The sequence below is a fragment of the Cupriavidus sp. KK10 genome, assembly GCF_018223725.1.
GTDB lineage: Bacteria > Pseudomonadota > Gammaproteobacteria > Burkholderiales > Burkholderiaceae > Cupriavidus > Cupriavidus necator.
Genome location: NZ_CP073677.1, coordinates 5,601,797 through 5,620,026 on the forward strand (window position 1 = coordinate 5,601,797; position 18,230 = coordinate 5,620,026).

An 18,230-nucleotide genomic window follows, 5' to 3' on the forward strand; every position below is an offset into this window, starting at 1 on the left:
TGAGATCAGGCAGCGGCCTGGTAGCGGGTCGGATCGGGCACACCGGCGGCTTCAAAGCCGGCCCGGCGGATGCGGCACGAATCGCACACGCCACAGGCGCGGCCGTCGTCGTCGGCCTGGTAGCACGACACCGTCAGGCTGTAGTCCACCCCCAGCGCGATGCCGGCGCGGATGATCTCGCCCTTGGTCATGTCGATGATGGGCGCATGCACGCGGAAGCGGTCGCCCTCGACCCCGGCCTTGGTGGCGAGGTTGGCCAGCGTTTCATAGGCCGCGACGTATTCCGGGCGGCAGTCCGGGTAACCGGAGTAGTCGACCGCATTGGCGCCGAAGAACAGGTCGCGCCCGCCGACGGCCTCGGCCCAGCCGAGCGCCAGCGACAGCATGATGGTGTTGCGCGCCGGCACGTAGGTGACCGGGATGCCACCGGAAGCGCCGTCGGTCGGCACCGCGAGCGTGTCGTCGGTCAGCGCCGAGCCGCCGAAGCGGCGCAGGTCCAGGTCGATGATCTCGTGGCGGGTGGCGCCCAGCGCGGCCGCCACGCGCTTGGCGGCTTCCAGTTCAGAGGAGTGGCGCTGGCCATAGCGCATCGACAGCGCATAGGTCTCGAAGCCCTGGGCGCGGGCCATGGCGAGTACGGTGGCGGAGTCGAGTCCGCCGGACAGCAGGACGATGGCGCGTTGGGTCATGATCGGGAGCGCGCCGTCTGGGCGCGCAAAAGATTCAGGCGAATCGCGTATTTTAGCGCGACCCAAGAAAAAGGCCCGCCGAAGCGGGCCTTGCAGACAGGACCGGGCGTGCCGGCCGCTTCCGGAGTTACTTCAACGTCTTCAGCCGGTTGCTGGCCGCCTGCGCGCCTTCGGTGCCAGGATACTTGGCCACCACCTGCTCCAGCGTCTTGCGCGCGGCCGCCTTCTGGCCGGACTCGAGCTGGTTGTTGGCAACCGCGATCATCGCGTCCGGCACCTTGGGATGCGTCGGGTTGGCGTTGATCATGTTCTGCAGCACCGAGGTGGAGCCCTTGTAGTCGCGCTGCGCATACAGCGAGTTGCCGAGCCAGTATTGTGCCAGCGGCGCGTACGGGCTCTGCGGGTACTTCTTGACGAACGCCGAGAACGAACTCCCGGCGCTCTTGAAGTCGCCCGCCTGGAACTGCTTGAGCGCGGCATCGTATTCGGGCTTTTCGCCAGGCTGCGACAGGCCTTCGCGGCCTTCGACCGTGACCTGCTGCGGCTCGAATTTCTTCAGGCGCGCGTCCAGGTCGGCGTAGTAGTCCTTCTGCTGCTTCTGCAGCGCGTCCACCGTGTTCTGCAGCACTTCGTTCTGGCCGCGCAGCCGGGCCACTTCCTGGCGCAGGCCCTCGAGCTGGTTCTGCATGTCGATCGTGGTGCGGCTGTTCTGCTCGATGCGCTGCGTCGCGGTCGCCTGGAAACCGTTGAACTGGTCGCGCAGGGTGATGACCGCCTTGCGCGCCTCGTCATCGTCGAACACTCCGGCATGCGCCTGCGACAGCGGCAGCATGCCGCCGCCGGCGACGGCGGCGAGCCACAACAAGGTGGAAACGCGTGCTTTCATGGATGGCTATCCGCAGATCAGTAGTTGATGTCCGCGCGGCGGTTTTCGGCCCACGAGGCTTCATCATGGCCGGCGGCCTTGGGCTTTTCCTTGCCCAGGCTCACGGCTTCCATTTGGGTGTCGGGCACACCCATCGAGGCCAGCGAGCGGCGCACGGCTTCGGCACGCTTCTGGCCCAGCGCCAGGTTGTACTCGCTGGTGCCGCGTTCGTCGGTGTTGCCCTGGATCAGGATCTTGCGGCCTTTGTTCGAGCCCAGGTACTTGGCGTGCTCGCCCAGCATGCCCTGGTAGTCAGACTTGACGCTGTAGCTGTCGAAGTCGAAGTACACGCTGCGCTTGGCCAGCGGGCTGTTCGGATCGTTCAGCGGATCGGCGGCCGTCACCGGGGTCACGGCGCGCGCATCGGCACCGGTGCCCGCGCCGGCGCCGGCTTTGGCGGTGTCGTCCAGCTTGACGCCGGAGCTGCAGGCGCCAAGGGCCAGCAGTGCGGCAACGGCAAGGGTTTTGCTCATCAGTTGGGGCATGGTGAATGACTCCTGTTATTGCATGAAAGGACCCCAGGACGGCTCGCGAACATCGCCGGACTGGAGGGACAGAACCTGCCGGGTACGCCCGTCAGTGGAAACCGCCGCCAGCACCGCGCGACCGCCCACTCGGGTGGCATAGAGGATGTACTTGCCGTTGGCGGCAAAGCTGGGCGCTTCGTCGTTGGCCGTATCGGTCAGCGACGTCACGTCGCCGTTGCTCAGGTCCTGCAGCTGCAGCTTGAAGCCGCCCGTGCGCGAGATGTACGCCAGGTACTTGCCGTCCGGCGAAATACGCGGGCTCACGTTGTAGCTGCCCTTGAAGGTGACACGTTGCGCACCGCCACCTTCCTCGCCAGAAGCGGGCATGCGGTAAACCTGCGGCGCACCGCCGCGGTCGCTGGTGAAGTAGATGCTCTTGCCGTCGGGCGAGTACTGCGGCTCGGTGTCGATGGCACTGCTGCGGGACAGGCGGCGGACGCCGGAGCCGTCGGCATTGACCTGGTAGACCTGGGTATTGCCGTCGCGCGACAGCGCCAGTGCCAGGTGCTGGCCGTCAGGCGACCACGACGGCGCGCTGTTGTTGCCCTTCTGGTTCGACACCAGCGTGCGCTTGCCGCTGGCCAGGTCGTGCACATACACCACCGGCTTCTTGGCCTCGAACGAGACATAGGCCACGCGCGCGCCGTCCGGCGACCACGACGGCGAGATGATCGGCTCGTTGCTGGTCAGCGCCACCTGCGCGTTCTGGCCGTCCGAGTCGGAAATCAGCAGCTGGTAGCGGCCGCCCACCTTCGACACGTAGGACAGGCGCGTGGCAAACACGCCGCGCTCGCCCAGCAGCTTTTCATAGATGTAGTCGGCGATTTTGTGCGCGGTCACGCGCAGCTGGGACTGGTTGACGGTAAAGGCCAGCCCGCCCAGGCTCTGGCCCTTGACGGTGTCGTACAGGCGGAAGCGGACCTCATACTTGCCGCCGGCGGCCGGGGTCACGCTGCCGGCGACGAAGGCATCGGCGCCGCGCGACTTCCAGCTGCCCAGGTCGACATTGGCGGATTCCGCCACCGTGGCGCCGCCCGGATCGACATTGCGCAGGCGCCCGCTGCGCGTCAGGTCGGCGCGGATGATCGCGGTCAGGTTCTGCGGGGCCTGGGCCTCGCCCTGGAAGTTGGCGGTCGCAACCGGAATCTGGCTGGAACCGACCCCGGAGATCTCAACGTTGAGTTGCGCGTGCGCGGCGCCGGCTGCCATCGTCATCGCCGCGGCCAGCCAGGCCATCAGCGCGCGGCGGCCGGCCAGGGGGGCCGGGCCGATGGCGCGTTGGGATTCGGGTTGGGTTGCGTTGTGCCGCCTCGCGGACAGCCAGTTGGGGGCCCAAAGCTTTCGCATGCTGCTCCTCAGTCGATTACAAGATTCGTCGGGCACGGCAGGCAATCGGCAAAACGGGCAGGTCGGGCGCTGCGCATGGCGCATGCCCGATCTGCGTGCGTGCTGCACACTGCCGGCCGCGTCAGGCAACCTGCCATGGTAGCGATGGGACTGAAACCCGGCGATGAAGGTTGCATTATGTTGCAAATCATGCGTTACGGGCCACTCAGTCCTTCGGCCGGAAGGTGATGGTGAAGCTGGCCGGCGCCTTGCCGTCCTCGTCACGCGGCAGCGGGTCGGAACGCTCGACCGCGCGCAGCACGGCGTTGTCCCACGCCGAGTTGCCGCTGGACTTGGCCAGCCGCGCCGACATCAGCGAGCCGTCCGGCGCCAGCCGCACGGACACCACCGCAGTCGGGTTGCCGTCTACGTCGTCGGTGAAGACGATGTTCGGTTTCACGCGGCGGCGTACGCGGTCGGGATAGCCGGGCGAAGCCTTGCCACCGCCGCCGGCACCCGCGCCGGCCGTGCTGCCCACGCCGCCACCGCCCGCGCCGGAGCCGCCGGCCAGCGCCTGCAGGCGCGCCAGCTCGCTCTTGCGCTGGGCACTGGCCGCAGCCTCGCGCTTGGCCTTGGCGTCGGCATCCGCCTTGGCCTTGGCCTTGTTCTCGGCGTCAGCCTTGGCCTTGGCGTCCGCCTGGGCCTTGGCCTTGGCGTCCGCTTCCTTGCGTTCTGCTTCCTTGCGTTCTGCTTCCTTGCGCTCGGCCTGCTCCTTGCGCTGCTGTTCCTGCTGCTGCGCTGCCTTCTTCTTCGCGTCGTCCTTGCGCTGGGCTTCCTTGCGCTCGGCCTCGCGCTGTTCCACTTCCCTGCGCTCGGCTTCCTTGCGTTCCGCCTCTTTGCGCTCGGCTTCCTTGCGCGCGGCCGCCTGCTTGCGCTCGGCCTCTTCGCGCGCTGCCGCCTCGGCACGGCGCTTCTGGCGTTCCAGCGCGATGTCGGCGTCGTCCTCGACCTTGCTCTTCACCTCGGGCAGCGGCGGGGCCGGGCGCGGCTGCACCACCGGCGCCGGCGGCGGCGGCGGGGGCGCGGTGGCGGCCGGAATCTCTTCCCACAGCTCGGCCTCGGCGCCGACCGGGGTGCTGCTCTGCAAGCGCACGCCGTAGTACAGCACGACAGCCAGCAGCATGTGCATGAAGAGCGCGAACAGGAAGGAACGCAGGGTTCCCCGCTCCTTGACCGGCTGGTAGGGATAGGCGGCGACGGTCTTCATCAGGCGCAACGGCAATCAGATAGGCGCTTCAATGCGTCAGGAGGTCTTGGACTTGACCATCAGGCCGACGCGCTTGATGCCATCGGCTTTCAGGATCGACATCACGTCCAGCACCGCCTCGTACTTGACCGAGCGGTCGGCGGCAATCACCACCGGCTGGTCGGGATTCTCGTTCTGGCGCTGGTGCACAAAGTCGAGCAGGCCCTGCTTGTCGAGCTTGCGCTCGAAGGCATTGCCGGCGTTGTCCTTGCCGCGCGCGGTGAGCTGGCCGCTCTCGTGCACGGTGACCACGATCGGCGGCGCCTTCTGCTGCGGCGTGGCGTTGGCTACGGTGGGCAGGTCGACGGTGGCGGGGCTCACGATCGGCGCCGCCACCATGAAGATGACCAGCAGCACGAGCATGACGTCGATATACGGCACGACATTGATCTCGGCGCTGGCCCGGCGGCGCGAGCCGCCGCGGCGCTGAATGGCTGCCATTGCAGGACTCCTGGAAACGCCGGCCCGGGCTTGCGCCCGGACCGTCTGGATTAGATTCGATACGTGTGCAGTTAGCGTGCCTGCCGTTGCAGGATGTTCAGGAACTCTTCCATGAAGCTCTCGAACCGGATCGCCAGGCGGTCGATCTCCGTGGCATAGCGGTTGTAGGCGATCACCGCCGGAATCGCCGCGAACAGGCCGATCGCGGTCGCCACCAGCGCCTCGGCAATACCGGGGGCCACCGATGCGAGCGTCGCCTGCTGCACATTCGACAGGCCGCGGAATGCGTTCATGATCCCCCATACCGTGCCGAACAGGCCGATATACGGGCTCACCGAACCCACCGACGCCAGGAACGGCAGATGCGATTCCAGCACATCCATCTCGCGCTGGTAGGCCGCGCGCATCGCGCGCCGGGCCGCATCGAGCAGCGCGCCGGCTTCGTTGCCGCGCTCGCGCGCCTTCAGGAACTCGCCCATGCCGGATTCAAAGATCCGCTCCAGCGCGCCGGTGTTGTGGCGGTTGTTGACGGCGCTGTTATATAGCGCCTGCAGGTCGCCGCCGGCCCAGAAGTCGCGTTCGAACCCCTCGGTCTGGGTGCGCGCCGAGCGCAGCGCCAGGTGCTTGCGGAAGATATAGGTCCACGAAAACAGGGACATGACGAGCAACAGCACCATGACGGCCTGTGCCAGCAGGCTGGCGTGGAGCACCAGCGTTACGATCGACATGTCTTGCGTGACGGTCACGGGATTCATCGTGCGGACTTGATGGTAGCTAGAACGGGGTCGGGAATCGGGGCGGGACGGAAAGTGCTTCGATCGACACACCCAACGCGGATCGCGCCAGATGCCAGCATCAGCTCGCCACGCCAGGCTTCCTGGGTGAACTGGACCGACGCCGGGCCGACCCGGTCGATGCGCGTGCGGATCTCGAGCTGGTCATCCAGCCGGGCGGGCGCATTGTAGTCCACCGCCGTACTGCGGACGATAAAGACCACGCCCGCCTCGTCGGCGAGCGACTGCTGCTCGATGCCGAGCGCACGCAGCCACTCGGTGCGGGCGCGCTCGAAGAACTTCAGGTAGTTGGCGTAGAACACTACGCCACCCGCGTCGGTGTCTTCCCAGTACACCCGCAGGGTCCAGACAAAGTTTGTCATGGCCGCGATTGTAACGGAGAGCGATAGCGGTTTCGTGTAAACCCGCATGACGACTTTGCAACAGCAAGTTGCTGGCCAGCCCTTGCCAGTCCTTGCCTGGCGGGGCCGACGGCTTGCGGCGGGCGCCCGCCTCGCGCTACACTGCGCGCAACCATTCCATCTTGCGCGACTGGCGAAGTCAGTGGGCACTACCACGAGGAAGCGCAAGTTCTCTGGCGTGACGTTCATTGCGCGTTCGCGTAACGTTCAGCACGCCTAGGCGTGAAGTTGCTTGCGCCTGCCGCTCGCCTGGGCAGCGAATGGGAAGCAGGGTGCGCCCTGCACCGACGGTTACAACGTGCCGCCGGTGCTGGTCGCCGCTAGCCTTCCCCGCGCGCCCTACCCCCGATGCGTGAATCGGATTCCCTATTTTTCAGACGAGTTTCGCCATGTTCGAACGCAGCCGTTTTACGATCGACCAGATCGACCCCGAGGTCTTTGCCGCCATCCAGCAGGAAAACCAGCGCCAGGAAGACCACATCGAGCTGATCGCCTCCGAGAACTACACCTCGCCGGCCGTGATGGCCGCCCAGGGTTCGCAGCTGACCAACAAGTACGCGGAGGGCTATCCCGGCAAGCGCTACTACGGCGGTTGCGAGTACGTCGACGTGGTCGAGCAGCTGGCCATTGACCGCGTCAAGCAGCTGTTCGGCGCCGAAGCCGCCAACGTGCAGCCCAACTCGGGCTCGCAGGCCAACCAGGGTGTGTACTTCGCCGTGCTCAAGCCGGGCGACACCATCATGGGCATGAGCCTGGCCGAAGGCGGCCACCTGACCCACGGCATGGCCCTGAACATGAGCGGCAAGTGGTTCAACGTGGTCAGCTACGGCCTGAACGCCCAGGAAGACATCGACTACGATGCGCTGGAAAAGCTGGCGCAAGAGAAGAAGCCCAAGCTGATCATCGCCGGCGCCTCGGCCTTCGCGCTGCGCATCGACTTCGAGCGCATCAGCAAGGTGGCCAAGTCGATCGGCGCCTACTTCATGGTCGACATGGCCCACTACGCCGGCCTGATCGCCGCGGGCGTCTACCCGAACCCGGTGCCGCACGCCGACTTCGTCACCACCACCACGCACAAGAGCCTGCGCGGCCCGCGCGGCGGCGTGATCCTGATGAAGGCCGAGCACGAGAAGGCCATCAACTCGGCGATCTTCCCCGGCATCCAGGGCGGCCCGCTGATGCACGTGATCGCCGGCAAGGCGGTCGCGTTCAAGGAAGCGCTGACGCCTGAGTTCAAGGCCTACCAGCAGCAAGTGGTGAAGAACGCCGCCGTGCTGGCCGAGACCCTGATCGCGCGCGGCCTGCGCATTGTCTCGGGCCGTACCGAAAGCCACGTGATGCTGGTCGACCTGCGCGCCAAGAACATCACCGGCAAGGAAGCCGAGCGCATCCTGGGCGAGGCGCATATCACCGTCAACAAGAACGCCATCCCCAACGATCCGGAAAAGCCGTTCGTGACCTCGGGCATCCGCCTGGGCTCGCCGGCCATGACCACGCGCGGCTTCAAGGAAGAAGAAGCCCGCATCGTCGGCAACCTGATCGCCGATGTGCTGGACAACCCGCACGACGCCGCCAACATCGCCAGCGTGCGCGAGCAGGCGGCAGCCCTGACCAAGCGTTTCCCGGTCTACGGCTGATGCATCGAGGCCGCCCATGCGGGTTCGCATGAGCGGCCGGCAGCTCCGCAAGCCGGCGCCCCGGGGCACCGGCTTGCGGGCCTCGCCAACCCGCCCCGCCACCGCAGAACGACAACACGGACAAGGCGACGGGGTTCAACTGAAGGTGGTCCGGCATGAAATGCCCCTTTTGCGGTCATTCCAATACCCAGGTACTCGACACGCGCATGTCGGAAGACGGCGATGCCGTGCGCCGGCGCCGCCGCTGCGAAGCCTGCGACCGCCGCTTCACCACCTATGAGCGGATCGAGCTGTTCTTCCCCGCCATCGTCAAGAAAAACGGCTCGCGCGTGGACTACACCCGCGCCAAGCTGAAGGATTCCATGCGCCTGGCGCTGCGCAAGCGCCCGGTCTCCGCCGAAGCCATCGACGAAGCCATCACCCGCATCGAAGAAAAACTGCTGGCCCTGGGCGAAAAGGAAATCCCCAGCAGCCAGGTCGGCGAGCTGGTGATGCGCGAATTGCGCAAGCTCGACAAGATTGCGTATATCCGCTTTGCTTCGGTGTACCGGAGCTTTGAGGACGTGTCGGAATTCCGCGACGTGCTGGATGAATTTGCGGCGTCCACCCCCCGGAAGGGGTAGTAAAAGTAACAAAATCGTTGTTTAATCCCCGTTGCATTTCCGCAAGGCCCGCTGTCGCATATTAAAAGGGCCCGGATTGCAGACCAAAAAAAAGAAGTTAACGAAGTCGGACGTCTTTTGACGGGGGTCAGAATGGGTCAACGCTGCCGCGGGGCAGCCGGCTTTGCCATGCTCGAAGCATTGGTGGCAATTGTCGTTCTGGCGGTTGGCGTGCTCGGCGTCGCCAGCCTGCTGCTGAATTCATCCCGCTTCACGCAACAAGCTTCCTACGACACCACTGCCATGCAGCTGGCCACCGAGATGGCCGAGCGCATGCGTGCCAATCCTGCCGTCTCGCAAACCGGCGCGGCGGCGGAAGCCATCACCCCGAACCGCTACTTCATCGACACCGCCACCGGGCAGCCACCCGCGCTCACGGCAGCAAACAGCCCGTACGCGATCGCCTGCTCGGGCACGGCGGCCGGGTGCGCGCAGCAACTGGCGGATTTCGATGTCGCCGAGTTCTGGGAGCGTGTCAGCACAGGCCTGCCTGGCGGACGCGCCGTGATTTGCCGGGACATGGTTGCGTACGACCAGACCACCGGCTTCTCATGGGGATGCACGCCATCGGCCACTGGCCGCCCGGACGACGCACCGATTGTCATCAAGATCGGCTGGATCTCGCGGCTTGCCGCCAAAACCGTCGCGGCACGGGTCGACATGTCCGACATGGGCACGCGCCCCCAGGTGGTCATCGTGGCCACGCAGGGTACGGTGAACTGACATGCGGAACGCCAGGACCTATCTCAACCCCGGCCGGCATCGTCAGCTGGGGCTGTCGCTGGTGGAGCTGATGGTAGCGATGACGCTGAGCCTGCTCCTGATCATGGCTGCCGCGGCGCTCTACCTGACCGGGCGAGCCAACTACAACAGCATCGACGACACCACGGCGCTGGATGAGAAAGGCCGCTTTGCGGTGGATACCGTGGTGCGGATCGTGCGCCAGGCCGCCTGGAGCAATTATGCGGGCAACAGCGCCGCGGCCTCGCCCGGCGCCAGCGGGCCACCCGCGCCCAGCCCTGGAGGCGTCATGCTCACGACCACGAGCCTGTCGCCGACCATCAGCGGCCTCGACAACTGCAGCGCCCCCACGCAAGACCTCGGCAATCCGGCGCAGAACCTCGCGTGTCCTGTCCAGGCGGGCGCCGTGAACAAGAGCGATGTGCTGCAGGTCCGCTTCTTCGGTTCGGGCACGCAGCAGGACCGCACCGTTCCGGACAACAGCATGATCGACTGCTCCGGCAACGGCGTCGCCGAGCCGCAGGCCTGGGAAGACGCAGACCTCGCGCGCGGCATGGCGGTCTTCTATGTCAGCAACGATGCCAGCGGCATGCCTCAGCTGATGTGTGGCTATCGTCCACGGGACACCGCCAACAAGGAAATCCTCACGGCCGGCACGGCGTACCAGGCTGTTTCGCTGATCTCAGGCGTCGAAGTCTTCCAGGTGCTCTACGGCGTGGATACGAATTTCGACCAGACCCCGGACCGCTTCCTGTCAGCCACCGAGGTGCTGGCCCTGCCCACCACCTGGCAGAACGTCGTCGCCATCAAGATTGCCATGGTGCTGATGGGCGATACCGCCAGCGCATCGCCCCAGGATCCGCCAACCTTCCGCCTGTTTGGGCGCCTGTTCCCGGGCTCGCCGGGCAACGACACGTCCTTCACACCAGCCACGCAACTGCAGCGGATGCGACGACTGTACACCGTCACAGTACAGCTCCGGAACATGGCCACCTGCACCACGTGCTCGCCGACATGAACGCCCGCACCGCGCAACCCAACCCGCGTGGCATCGCGCTGATCACCGCCCTGGTGATGCTGCTGATCATCAGCGTCATCGCCATCGCCGGCGCCCGGCTGGCCATTGGCAGCAAGCGCATGGCATCGAACCAGCGCGACCGGGACCTGGCTCAGCAAGCGGCCGAGGCAGCCTTGCTGGATGCAGAAATCGACATCCAGGGTGTCGCCGCGCCAACCAGCCGGTCGGCCATCTTCTCCGGCACCACGATGAATGTCCTGCCGTTCGTGGCGGGCTGCAATACGGGCGTGACAGGCGCCTCACCCTTCCAGGGACTGTGCGACCCGGTGCTCGACGGTACGCCGAACTGGCTCACCGTTGACTTCAGCCAGACTGGCGCCAACGCACGCACCACCGCCTATGGCACCTTCACCGGCCGCAGGTTCCCGACCGCGACCGGCGGGCTGCTGCCTGCCGCGCTGCCGCGCTACATCATCGAGCCGATCAACGACATGTCGCCAGGCGCGAGCGAGGGCGCATACATCTTCCGCGTCACGGCCGTCGGCTTTGGCGCAAACCCGGCGTCCCGGGTCATGTTGCAGTCGTACTATCGAAAGGGGGAATGAATGGCAACGCCCATGACTGTCGCGGAGCACGGCAAATGAGCCGCATCCGGCAATTCCTGTTCGCGGCCATGGCTGCGCTTCTCAGCCTGCCCGCCGGCGCGTTGCTTGCCGCGACAGAACAGAGCAGCCTCGCGACCGTCAAGATCGCGCAGGCACCGCTGTACGGCCGCAATCAGAATATCCACCCCAACCTGCTGCTGACGCTCTCGGTAGAATTCCCCACGGTTGGGGCAGCCTATCGCTCCGGCACGTATTCACCGGCCACCGAATACATCGGCTACTTCAATCCGCTCAAGTGCTACAACTACAGCGGGGGCGACAGCAACGGCTATTTTGTTGCTGGCGATGCCAACACGGCCGATCACACATGCGCGGGCCAGTTCAGCGGCAACTTCATGAACTGGGCCACGGCCTCGGCCATCGATATGCTGCGATACGCGCTGACCGGGGGCGACCGCGTGGTTGACACCGCCACGCAGACCATCCTGCAACGTGCCGTGCTGCAGGACAGTTTTTTCAACAGCAGCTCCTACTTCCCCCGCAAGACTTACGACAAGGCGTCCTCGGTCACGCCTTTCACCAGCCGGACCCTTTACATCACTTCATGCGGCAACAAGGTGTTCTTCGGGGACAGCACCGAATCCGGCGCCAGCTGCGCGAGCCCCGGCAAGTACAAGAACCAGGGCACCTACCTGGTACGGGTGCAAGTCTGCGATGCAAGCGAAGCCAAGTCCCGCACCGATCTCTGCAAGCTGTATCGCACCGGGTACAAGCCGGCTGGTGAAATGCAGCGCAACGCCGACAAGGTCCGCTTTGGCGCGTTTGGCTATCTGAACGACAGTGCCAATACCCGTTATGGCGGTGTCTTGCGCGCGCCCCTGAAGTATGTGGGGCCAAACACTGTCGACAGCAATTTCAATCAAGCCAGCAACCTGCGCCGGGAATGGGATGACGACGGCGTATTCATCCAGAACCCCGAGAGCGCGTCAGAGAACATCAGCGGTGTCATCAATTACCTGAATCAGTTCGGGCGTTCCGGCGCCTACAAGTCATTGGATCCCGTCGGCGAACTCTACTACGAGAGCATCCGCTACCTGCAAGGCCGACAACCAACGCCCGAAGCCATCGACAACGCCAGCGCGTACAAGGATGGATTTCCGGTCTACACGCAATGGACAGACCCCATCCTTGCCAGTTGCCAGAAGAACTACGTCCTTGCCATTGCCGATATCAACACGCACTGGGACCGATACATCCCTGGCAACGGCAGGACGACCTACCTCTCCGGTGGCAAGCCGGTCTCTGCCAACGACCCGGCAAGGCCGGCAGACGCGATGTCGAAATTCAGCAAGTACAGCTTCGATGTCATGACCTGGACGCAGGCGGTGGCCGATCTTGAGAGTTCGGGAACATCCGGCAACAGCCGCCCCGACGCCTCGCTCGCCAACCTGGCTGGCGCCGACACCGGCTCCAGCGGCCACGGCACCTACTATATGGCCGGCGTCGCGTATTGGGCCCATACCTACGGCTTCCGCCCGGATATGCCGGAATTGCGCGTCACCACGTTCAGCATCGACGTCAATGAGAACGGGAACGGCAGCGTGGGCGATGAACAGCGCCGCAGCCAGATGTACCTGGCGGCAAAGTACGGCGGCTTTGACGACCAGAACGGTGATGGCAATCCGTTCCGCACCAAGGGGGCCAGCGGCACCACCGTCACCAGCAATGCCGAATGGGAATCGTCGGGCGGATCGAATGTCCCCGCCAACTGGTTCTTGGCCGGGCAGCCGGCCGCCATGATTGCTTCCATCAAGAAGGTCTTCGCGCAAATCGTCAATGCGGCCGGCACATTGTCTGGCGTGGCACTGACCTCTTCCCAGGTCGCGAGCGACACCCTCCTGTTCACCCCCGGATTCGACCAGCGCTGGAACGGGCGCCTGTCGGCACTGGCGGTGACCAATGATCCCAACACCGGCGTTCAGATCTCCAACACCGAAACCTGGGAGGCCGGCAAGGTGCTGACTGCGCGCACCGCTGCCCGCAATCTGCTGACCTGGGTCCCGTCGGGCACGGTCGACAATGCAGGAACTGGCGCGGGTGCGGGCGCCACCTTCGAATGGAAATCTCTCAACGCCGCGCAGAAGGCCGCACTGAAGATCGTGCCGACAGAGACTGACACCGTAGCCCAGAGCCGGCTCAGCTACCTGCGTGGCGAGCGCAGCCAGGAACAAGCCACCGGCAGCACGGGGACCATGCGCTTGCGCGACTCACTGCTGGGCGACATCGTCAATTCGGGCCCCGTCTATATGGCGGCCCCGTCCGGGACCATCGCGGAAAGCGACTACACCACGTTCTACAAGGCCCACAGCCGGCGTACTGCCGCCGTATTTATCGGCGCCAACGATGGCATGCTCCACGCCTTCAGTGCCGCCAATGGCTCTGAACTGTTTGCCTACGTGCCAAACGCAGTGTTCGCCAACCTGGCCCAGCTGACCTCGCCGAGCTATATCCATCGGCCGTACGTGGACGCCACGCCTGCCGTGGCGGAAGCCAGGGTGGGCAACGCCTGGCAGACCGTGCTGGTCTCTGGCATGGGTGGCGGCGCGCAAGGCCTCTTTGCGCTGAATGTCAGCGATCCTGCCAGCGTCGGAACCGGCAATGTATTGTGGGAGTTCACGGACAAGGATGATGCCGACATGGGCAACGTCATGTCGCCGCCCCAGATCGTCAAGCTGTTTGCCGGCAAGGACTCCGACAACAAGCCTGTGTACAAGTGGTTTGCCATGACGGGCAACGGCCTGAATGCCAACGATGCGGATGTTGCGAGCAATCCGGCTGCGCCTTCGGTGCTGTTCATCGTGGCACTGGACAAGCCGGCCGGGACGCCGTGGCAACTGGGCGTCAATTACTGGAAGATCTCGATGGCAGCGGACGCCACCGCCAGCATTGCCAACGGGCTGAGCTCGCCGGCGCTGGTGCGGCTGACCGACGGGCAGACCGTCGCCGCCTACGCCGGCGACCTCCAGGGCCGCCTCTGGAAGTTCATCCTGAATGGCGGCCCATCCACCTGGAACGCTGCCGGGGCACTACCCTACTACGGCGGCGGCAACTACGGCCGGCCGCTGTTCCAGGCCCGCGATGCCAGCGGAAAACCGCAGCCGATCACGGTCCAGCCCAAATGGGTCTACGCGCCCGGAGGCTATATGGTGGTGTTCGGCACCGGGAAGTACCTGGAGCCTGCCGACACCATCACCACCGGCACGCTGACCCGGAACGCCATGTACGGCATCTACGATGCCGGAGGCTCCCAGTCGATTGCAGACCGCAGCATGCTGAACCCGGTCACCTTGACCCGCAACAGCAAGGGCGCTTACGAATATTCGTCGCACAGCTATAGCCTCGGCTCAAAGACGGGACAGAAGGCGGGGTGGTACTTTGATTTCCCGGGCAACGGAGAACGCCAGGTCACCGCGCTCGTACCGGCTTACGGAAAGATCTGGTTCAACTCGCTGATGACCGGTGATGACCTTTGCGGTGCCTCCAGCAACAGCGGCCGCTACCAGATCAATGCGCTGACCGGCATGCCCGCCACGGGGACATCGACCGGCGATCCCTCCACCTTCGGCATCCTGGGTGCGCCGGTGCTGATCCAGACCAGGACCACGGTGGATCCGCAACGCAATGCTGTCGGCCAGATCACTACGCTGAAGTTCATCGACGTGTTTTCGTTCGGCGCATCGGGTGGCGGCCGCAGCGCAGGCGCGTCGTTGTCCAGCAGGCCGCTTGTGTCCGGCAAGACGGCCACCGACGGGGGGCATCCCACCACCGGGCGCCTTGGCTGGCGCGAGATTCGCAATTTCGGAGCCGCAAAATGAGGCGCTGCCACCGTCACTGGCGTCACCACGCCAGCGGCTTCACGCTGATGGAGATGCTGATTGCCATCGCCATCCTTGGCATTCTCGCCGGCATTGCATATCCCAACTACGCTGAACATGTTGCCCGCGGGCGCCGCACCGAAGCCAAGGCCGCACTGATGACGGCCATGCAGGCACTGGAGCGTCGTTACGCACAGGCCAACTCCTACGTCGACCCCGCCGACAGCACGCGCGCCTGGCGCGGCTTCCCGCAAACCTCGGAAAGCGGCAACTACACGATCGCATCCGGCGCGTGCACGGGCCTGGCATTCAACGAATGCGTGCAGGTCAGCGCCACGCCCATCATCGCCGACAGCCGGTGCGGCACGCTGCTGCTACGCAGCACCGGCGAGCGTGGCGTGCTGATCAACAATGTCACCGCCTTCGCGAACCAGCCCCAGGGATGCTGGTGATGCGCGATCAATCCCCCCAACCTCAGACCGGGTTCACGCTGATCGAACTGCTGGTCACACTGGTCGTGCTGGCCATCCTCGCCGGCATGGCGGCACCCGCCTACACTTCGTTCATTCAGCGCAACACGCTTGCCACTGAAGCAGACGCGCTGGCTTCGTCGCTTTCCCTGGCACGGGCCAGTGCGCTATCGCGCAATAGCTGGGTCACCGTGGCGCCCGTCAGCAATGACTGGCACAACGGCTGGACTGTCTGCCTGAACCCCAATCGAAACGCGGACTGCACTGGCCAAACCGCGCTGGTTCAGCATGTCCCCTCCGCCCAGGGATTGACTGTGGCGTTCTCCAGCACGCCGCAGTCGGCGGTCCTCTCCTATTCGCCCGTAGGCTATACACGCACGCTGGCGGATGCGATGCAGTCTGCCCAGGTGCTGATGGGACTGGGCACCGGCAACCAGAAACTCATCGATATCAGCCAGTTGGGCAGGGTCCGCGTATGCGCGCCCGTGCCGACACAAACCTCGGTGTGTCAGTAAGCGAGGCTGCTTGGTAGCTGTTCCCAGGAAGACCGAAACAACATTCTGCAAATCCTTCACGCTTAGGCACGTATTCGCCTGCTCGCGACAGCTAGTCTGACGGTCCCTGCCAGTCTCGGTGACCGCCCATAAGGCGCCGACCCGTTGCCAACACCCGGCACCGCCGCGGCGATCTGGCGCCGGCGGCGCCGTCGCAGGCGCTGCCATCGCGATTTCCGCGTGGCACGGCCACCTGATGCGGGGATGGCGGGCGCAGGCGCGTACCGCGCTGACCGAGGGAATGCTGCAACTGGAGCGCCACGCCGTCGGCGCCATGACGTTTTTTGCCGCCGAGCCCGGTGCCGAAGTGGCCGCCGGGGAATGGCCACTTCCCGTACCCGCCGCCGGCATCGTGCGTCATATCGTGACAGCCGCGGCATGCCCGCAGGCCGCCCTGGATACCTGTGTTGAATTACATGCCGTCCCGCAGCGGCCCGACCCGGAGTGCGGCGTGCTGATCCTGCGCAGCACCGGACAGTGGCTGGCGCTGCCCGAAGGTGAAGCCGTGCCGCGGCCGCTTCCGTCCATTGCTGAAGGCGCGATGGCCCGCCACGCACTCCGCCGCCGCCATGGCCTGACCCTGGCCGAGCTGCTCGCCGGCCTGGCCATCCTGGCACTGCTGGCGGCGGCATCCTATCCGGTGTTCAGCGGCCTGCTCGCCCGGCAACAGGTCACACCTGCGGCCGACCGGCTGGCGGCCTCGCTGGCGCTGGCGCGGGCCACCGCACTGGCGCGCCGCCTCGAGGTGACGCTGCAGCCGCTGCCGGGCGAGGCGACGCTGGGCCCCGGCTGGCAACTGGTCACGGCAGACGGCGACCCGGAGCGACGCGCGGTGCTGTCCGTGGTCGAACCGGGCATGCCCTGCCTGTGGGTGACGGCGCCAGACCGCCCGCGGCACGAATGTGCTGAAATTCCTGCCTGTGGGATACTCTCGATTTGAGCAGGGCGGTTTCCAGGCCGCCACTTTCACGCTCGGCTGCCGTGGCGAGCAGCGGCAAGTCAGGCTGGGCGCGCAGGGACGTATCCGACTCTGCACACCCGGCCGCGACGCTGACTGCGATGCGACGGAGTCCTCCGGACCACCATAACCCGGCAGCCCTGTATTCCAGATCGCTGCGCCAAGGCAAACGCAACCGCCGAATGTTTTCCGATACCGACCACGCCGCCATGCAACAGGCCCTTGCGCTCGCCGCGCGGGGCATGTTCAACACCACGCCCAACCCGCGCGTCGGCTGCGTGCTCGTCAAGGATGGCCAGGTCATCGGCCAGGGGTTCACCCAGCCGGCCGGGCAGGATCATGCCGAGATCCAGGCGATGAAGGACGCGCTGGCGCGCGGGCTGGACCCGGCCGGCGCCACCGCCTATGTCACGCTGGAGCCGTGCAGCCATTTCGGGCGCACGCCGCCGTGCGCCGATGCGCTGGTGCGCGCGGGCGTGGCGCGCGTGGTGGCGGCCATGGAAGACCCCAACCCTTCGGTGTCCGGGCGCGGCCTGCAGCGGTTGCGCGAGGCCGGCGTCGACGTGCGCTGCGGCCTGCTGGAAAAGGAAGCGCGCGACCTGAATATCGGCTTTGTCTCACGCATGACGCGCGGGCTGCCGTGGGTGCGCGTCAAGGTGGCGGCATCGATGGACGGCGGCACCGCGCTGCATGACGGCACCAGCCAGTGGATCACCGGCCAGGCCGCGCGCGACGACGGCCATGCCTGGCGCGCACGTGCGTGCGCGATCCTGACCGGCATCGGCACCGTGCGCGACGACAACCCCGCGCTGACGGTGCGGGCCATCGCCACGCTGCGCCAGCCGCAGCGGGTGCTGGTCGATTCGCGGCTGGAGGTCCCGCTGGACGCGCGGATCCTAACGCCGGACACTGGCGAGTTCGCCAAGCCGGTGCTGGTGTTCTGCGCGGTGGAGGACCGGCAGCGCCAGCGCGCACTGGAAAGCCGTGGCGCCGAAGTCGTGGTCCTGCCCAACCCGCACGGCAAGGTCGAGTTGCGCCGCATGTTGGAAGAACTCGGCCGGCGCGGCATCAACGAGCTGCACGTGGAGGCCGGCTTCAAGCTCAACGGTTCGCTGGTGCGCGAGCACTGCGCCGACGAGCTGCTGATCTACCTCGCGCCCAAGCTGCTGGGCGATGCCCAGGGGATGTTCAACCTGCCGCCGCTGGCGCGGCTGCAGGACGCCGCGCAGTTCCGCTGGCATGAGATCCGGCAGATCGGCGACGACCTGCGGCTGATCGCCCGGCGCAACGACGCGTAGTGC

17 protein-coding genes, 1 pseudogene and 1 riboswitch are annotated in these 18,230 nt (G+C 65.9%); of the genes and pseudogenes, 10 read left to right on the top strand and 8 right to left on the bottom strand.

From position 1 onward, the window contains the following. Positions 1 to 5: 5 nt before the first annotated feature. The 8 genes from queC to ybgC form a co-directional block, all read right to left on the bottom strand. Positions 6 to 689 (bottom strand): 7-cyano-7-deazaguanine synthase QueC, encoded by a 684-nt coding sequence (gene queC / locus KB879_RS26080; protein ID WP_013957623.1) that lies wholly within the window; start codon positions 687 to 689, stop codon positions 6 to 8. 127 nt (positions 690 to 816) lie between these two features. After that, the gene (ybgF, locus tag KB879_RS26085; protein ID WP_153953697.1) at positions 817 to 1,575 is read right to left on the bottom strand and encodes a tol-pal system protein YbgF; all 759 of its coding nucleotides are present in this window, start codon (positions 1,573 to 1,575) and stop codon (positions 817 to 819) included. Positions 1,576 to 1,592: 17 nt separating this feature from the next. Further along, on the bottom strand, positions 1,593 to 2,099 hold the full coding sequence (pal, locus tag KB879_RS26090; protein ID WP_013957625.1) for a peptidoglycan-associated lipoprotein Pal: 507 nt from the start codon (positions 2,097 to 2,099) through the stop codon (positions 1,593 to 1,595). A 15-nt stretch (positions 2,100 to 2,114) separates the two neighbouring features. Continuing rightward, positions 2,115 to 3,488: a Tol-Pal system beta propeller repeat protein TolB gene (tolB, locus tag KB879_RS26095; RefSeq protein WP_013957626.1), complete on the bottom strand. Its 1,374-nt coding sequence runs from the start codon at positions 3,486 to 3,488 to the stop codon at positions 2,115 to 2,117. 205 nt (positions 3,489 to 3,693) lie between these two features. After that, on the bottom strand, positions 3,694 to 4,734 hold the full coding sequence (gene tolA / locus KB879_RS26100) for a cell envelope integrity protein TolA (RefSeq protein WP_211980067.1): 1,041 nt from the start codon (positions 4,732 to 4,734) through the stop codon (positions 3,694 to 3,696). Positions 4,735 to 4,770: 36 nt separating this feature from the next. After that, positions 4,771 to 5,214, bottom strand: coding sequence for a protein TolR (tolR, locus tag KB879_RS26105; protein ID WP_078197462.1), 444 nt, complete (start codon positions 5,212 to 5,214; stop codon positions 4,771 to 4,773). Between the two features lie 71 nt (positions 5,215 to 5,285). Continuing rightward, positions 5,286 to 5,969 carry a protein TolQ gene (gene tolQ / locus KB879_RS26110; protein ID WP_035821070.1) on the bottom strand — a complete coding sequence of 228 codons (684 nt, stop codon included), beginning with the start codon at positions 5,967 to 5,969 and terminating at the stop codon, positions 5,286 to 5,288. Then, entirely contained in the window at positions 5,966 to 6,370 is a 405-nt protein-coding gene (ybgC, locus tag KB879_RS26115) for a tol-pal system-associated acyl-CoA thioesterase (protein ID WP_010813741.1), read from the bottom strand. Before ybgC ends, tolQ begins: the two co-directional genes overlap by 4 nt. Positions 6,371 to 6,525: 155 nt before the next feature. Beyond that, positions 6,526 to 6,671, top strand: a riboswitch (ZMP/ZTP riboswitch). 127 nt (positions 6,672 to 6,798) lie between these two features. Here ybgC and glyA point away from each other — a divergent pair. From glyA to ribD, 10 genes and pseudogenes are all read left to right on the top strand, one after another. Continuing rightward, on the top strand, positions 6,799 to 8,046 hold the full coding sequence (glyA, locus tag KB879_RS26120) for a serine hydroxymethyltransferase (protein WP_013957630.1): 1,248 nt from the start codon (positions 6,799 to 6,801) through the stop codon (positions 8,044 to 8,046). Between the two features lie 155 nt (positions 8,047 to 8,201). Next, positions 8,202 to 8,669 (top strand): transcriptional regulator NrdR, encoded by a 468-nt coding sequence (gene nrdR, locus KB879_RS26125; RefSeq protein ID WP_010813743.1) that lies wholly within the window; start codon positions 8,202 to 8,204, stop codon positions 8,667 to 8,669. A 132-nt stretch (positions 8,670 to 8,801) separates the two neighbouring features. Further along, positions 8,802 to 9,431, top strand: a complete 630-nt coding sequence (gene pilV, locus KB879_RS26130) for a type IV pilus modification protein PilV (protein ID WP_013957631.1) — start codon at positions 8,802 to 8,804, stop codon at positions 9,429 to 9,431. A gap of 1 nt (position 9,432) precedes the next feature. Further along, a complete protein-coding gene (locus tag KB879_RS26135) occupies positions 9,433 to 10,467 on the top strand; it encodes a PilW family protein (protein WP_211980068.1) in 1,035 nt (344 codons plus the stop codon). Continuing rightward, the gene (locus KB879_RS26140; RefSeq protein WP_211982302.1) at positions 10,464 to 11,072 is read left to right on the top strand and encodes a PilX N-terminal domain-containing pilus assembly protein; all 609 of its coding nucleotides are present in this window, start codon (positions 10,464 to 10,466) and stop codon (positions 11,070 to 11,072) included. The genes KB879_RS26135 and KB879_RS26140 overlap by 4 nt, the downstream gene beginning before the upstream one ends. Positions 11,073 to 11,107: 35 nt before the next feature. Then, entirely contained in the window at positions 11,108 to 14,947 is a 3,840-nt protein-coding gene (locus KB879_RS26145; protein ID WP_211980069.1) for a pilus assembly protein, read from the top strand. After that, complete coding sequence (locus tag KB879_RS26150) at positions 14,944 to 15,399, top strand: type IV pilin protein (RefSeq protein ID WP_211980070.1); 456 nt, start codon at positions 14,944 to 14,946, stop codon at positions 15,397 to 15,399. Before KB879_RS26145 ends, KB879_RS26150 begins: the two co-directional genes overlap by 4 nt. Continuing rightward, a complete protein-coding gene (locus tag KB879_RS26155; RefSeq protein ID WP_249221191.1) occupies positions 15,390 to 15,932 on the top strand; it encodes a GspH/FimT family pseudopilin in 543 nt (180 codons plus the stop codon). Before KB879_RS26150 ends, KB879_RS26155 begins: the two co-directional genes overlap by 10 nt. A gap of 580 nt (positions 15,933 to 16,512) precedes the next feature. Beyond that, positions 16,513 to 17,059 (top strand): annotated as a pseudogene (locus KB879_RS26165) (GspH/FimT family pseudopilin). A gap of 52 nt (positions 17,060 to 17,111) precedes the next feature. After that, the gene (gene ribD, locus KB879_RS26170; protein ID WP_013957638.1) at positions 17,112 to 18,227 is read left to right on the top strand and encodes a bifunctional diaminohydroxyphosphoribosylaminopyrimidine deaminase/5-amino-6-(5-phosphoribosylamino)uracil reductase RibD; all 1,116 of its coding nucleotides are present in this window, start codon (positions 17,112 to 17,114) and stop codon (positions 18,225 to 18,227) included. Positions 18,228 to 18,230 lie beyond the last annotated feature (3 nt).

What these genes read in the sequence shown, in the direction of transcription:
- KB879_RS26145 (WP_211980069.1), top strand. Translation starts at nt 11,108, where the DNA reads ATGAGCCGCATCCGGCAATTCCTGTTCGCGGCCATGGCTGCGCTTCTC.
- KB879_RS26135 (WP_211980068.1), top strand. Translation starts at nt 9,433, where the DNA reads ATGCGGAACGCCAGGACCTATCTCAACCCCGGCCGGCATCGTCAGCTG.
- tolQ (WP_035821070.1), bottom strand. Translation starts at nt 5,969, where the DNA reads ATGAATCCCGTGACCGTCACGCAAGACATGTCGATCGTAACGCTGGTG.
- tolA (WP_211980067.1), bottom strand. Translation starts at nt 4,734, where the DNA reads ATGAAGACCGTCGCCGCCTATCCCTACCAGCCGGTCAAGGAGCGGGGA.
- tolB (WP_013957626.1), bottom strand. Translation starts at nt 3,488, where the DNA reads ATGCGAAAGCTTTGGGCCCCCAACTGGCTGTCCGCGAGGCGGCACAAC.
- KB879_RS26155 (WP_249221191.1), top strand. Translation starts at nt 15,390, where the DNA reads ATGCTGGTGATGCGCGATCAATCCCCCCAACCTCAGACCGGGTTCACG.
- pilV (WP_013957631.1), top strand. Translation starts at nt 8,802, where the DNA reads ATGGGTCAACGCTGCCGCGGGGCAGCCGGCTTTGCCATGCTCGAAGCA.
- KB879_RS26150 (WP_211980070.1), top strand. Translation starts at nt 14,944, where the DNA reads ATGAGGCGCTGCCACCGTCACTGGCGTCACCACGCCAGCGGCTTCACG.
- tolR (WP_078197462.1), bottom strand. Translation starts at nt 5,214, where the DNA reads ATGGCAGCCATTCAGCGCCGCGGCGGCTCGCGCCGCCGGGCCAGCGCC.
- ribD (WP_013957638.1), top strand. Translation starts at nt 17,112, where the DNA reads ATGTTTTCCGATACCGACCACGCCGCCATGCAACAGGCCCTTGCGCTC.
- nrdR (WP_010813743.1), top strand. Translation starts at nt 8,202, where the DNA reads ATGAAATGCCCCTTTTGCGGTCATTCCAATACCCAGGTACTCGACACG.
- ybgC (WP_010813741.1), bottom strand. Translation starts at nt 6,370, where the DNA reads ATGACAAACTTTGTCTGGACCCTGCGGGTGTACTGGGAAGACACCGAC.
- glyA (WP_013957630.1), top strand. Translation starts at nt 6,799, where the DNA reads ATGTTCGAACGCAGCCGTTTTACGATCGACCAGATCGACCCCGAGGTC.
- KB879_RS26140 (WP_211982302.1), top strand. Translation starts at nt 10,464, where the DNA reads ATGAACGCCCGCACCGCGCAACCCAACCCGCGTGGCATCGCGCTGATC.
- pal (WP_013957625.1), bottom strand. Translation starts at nt 2,099, where the DNA reads ATGCCCCAACTGATGAGCAAAACCCTTGCCGTTGCCGCACTGCTGGCC.
- ybgF (WP_153953697.1), bottom strand. Translation starts at nt 1,575, where the DNA reads ATGAAAGCACGCGTTTCCACCTTGTTGTGGCTCGCCGCCGTCGCCGGC.
- queC (WP_013957623.1), bottom strand. Translation starts at nt 689, where the DNA reads ATGACCCAACGCGCCATCGTCCTGCTGTCCGGCGGACTCGACTCCGCC.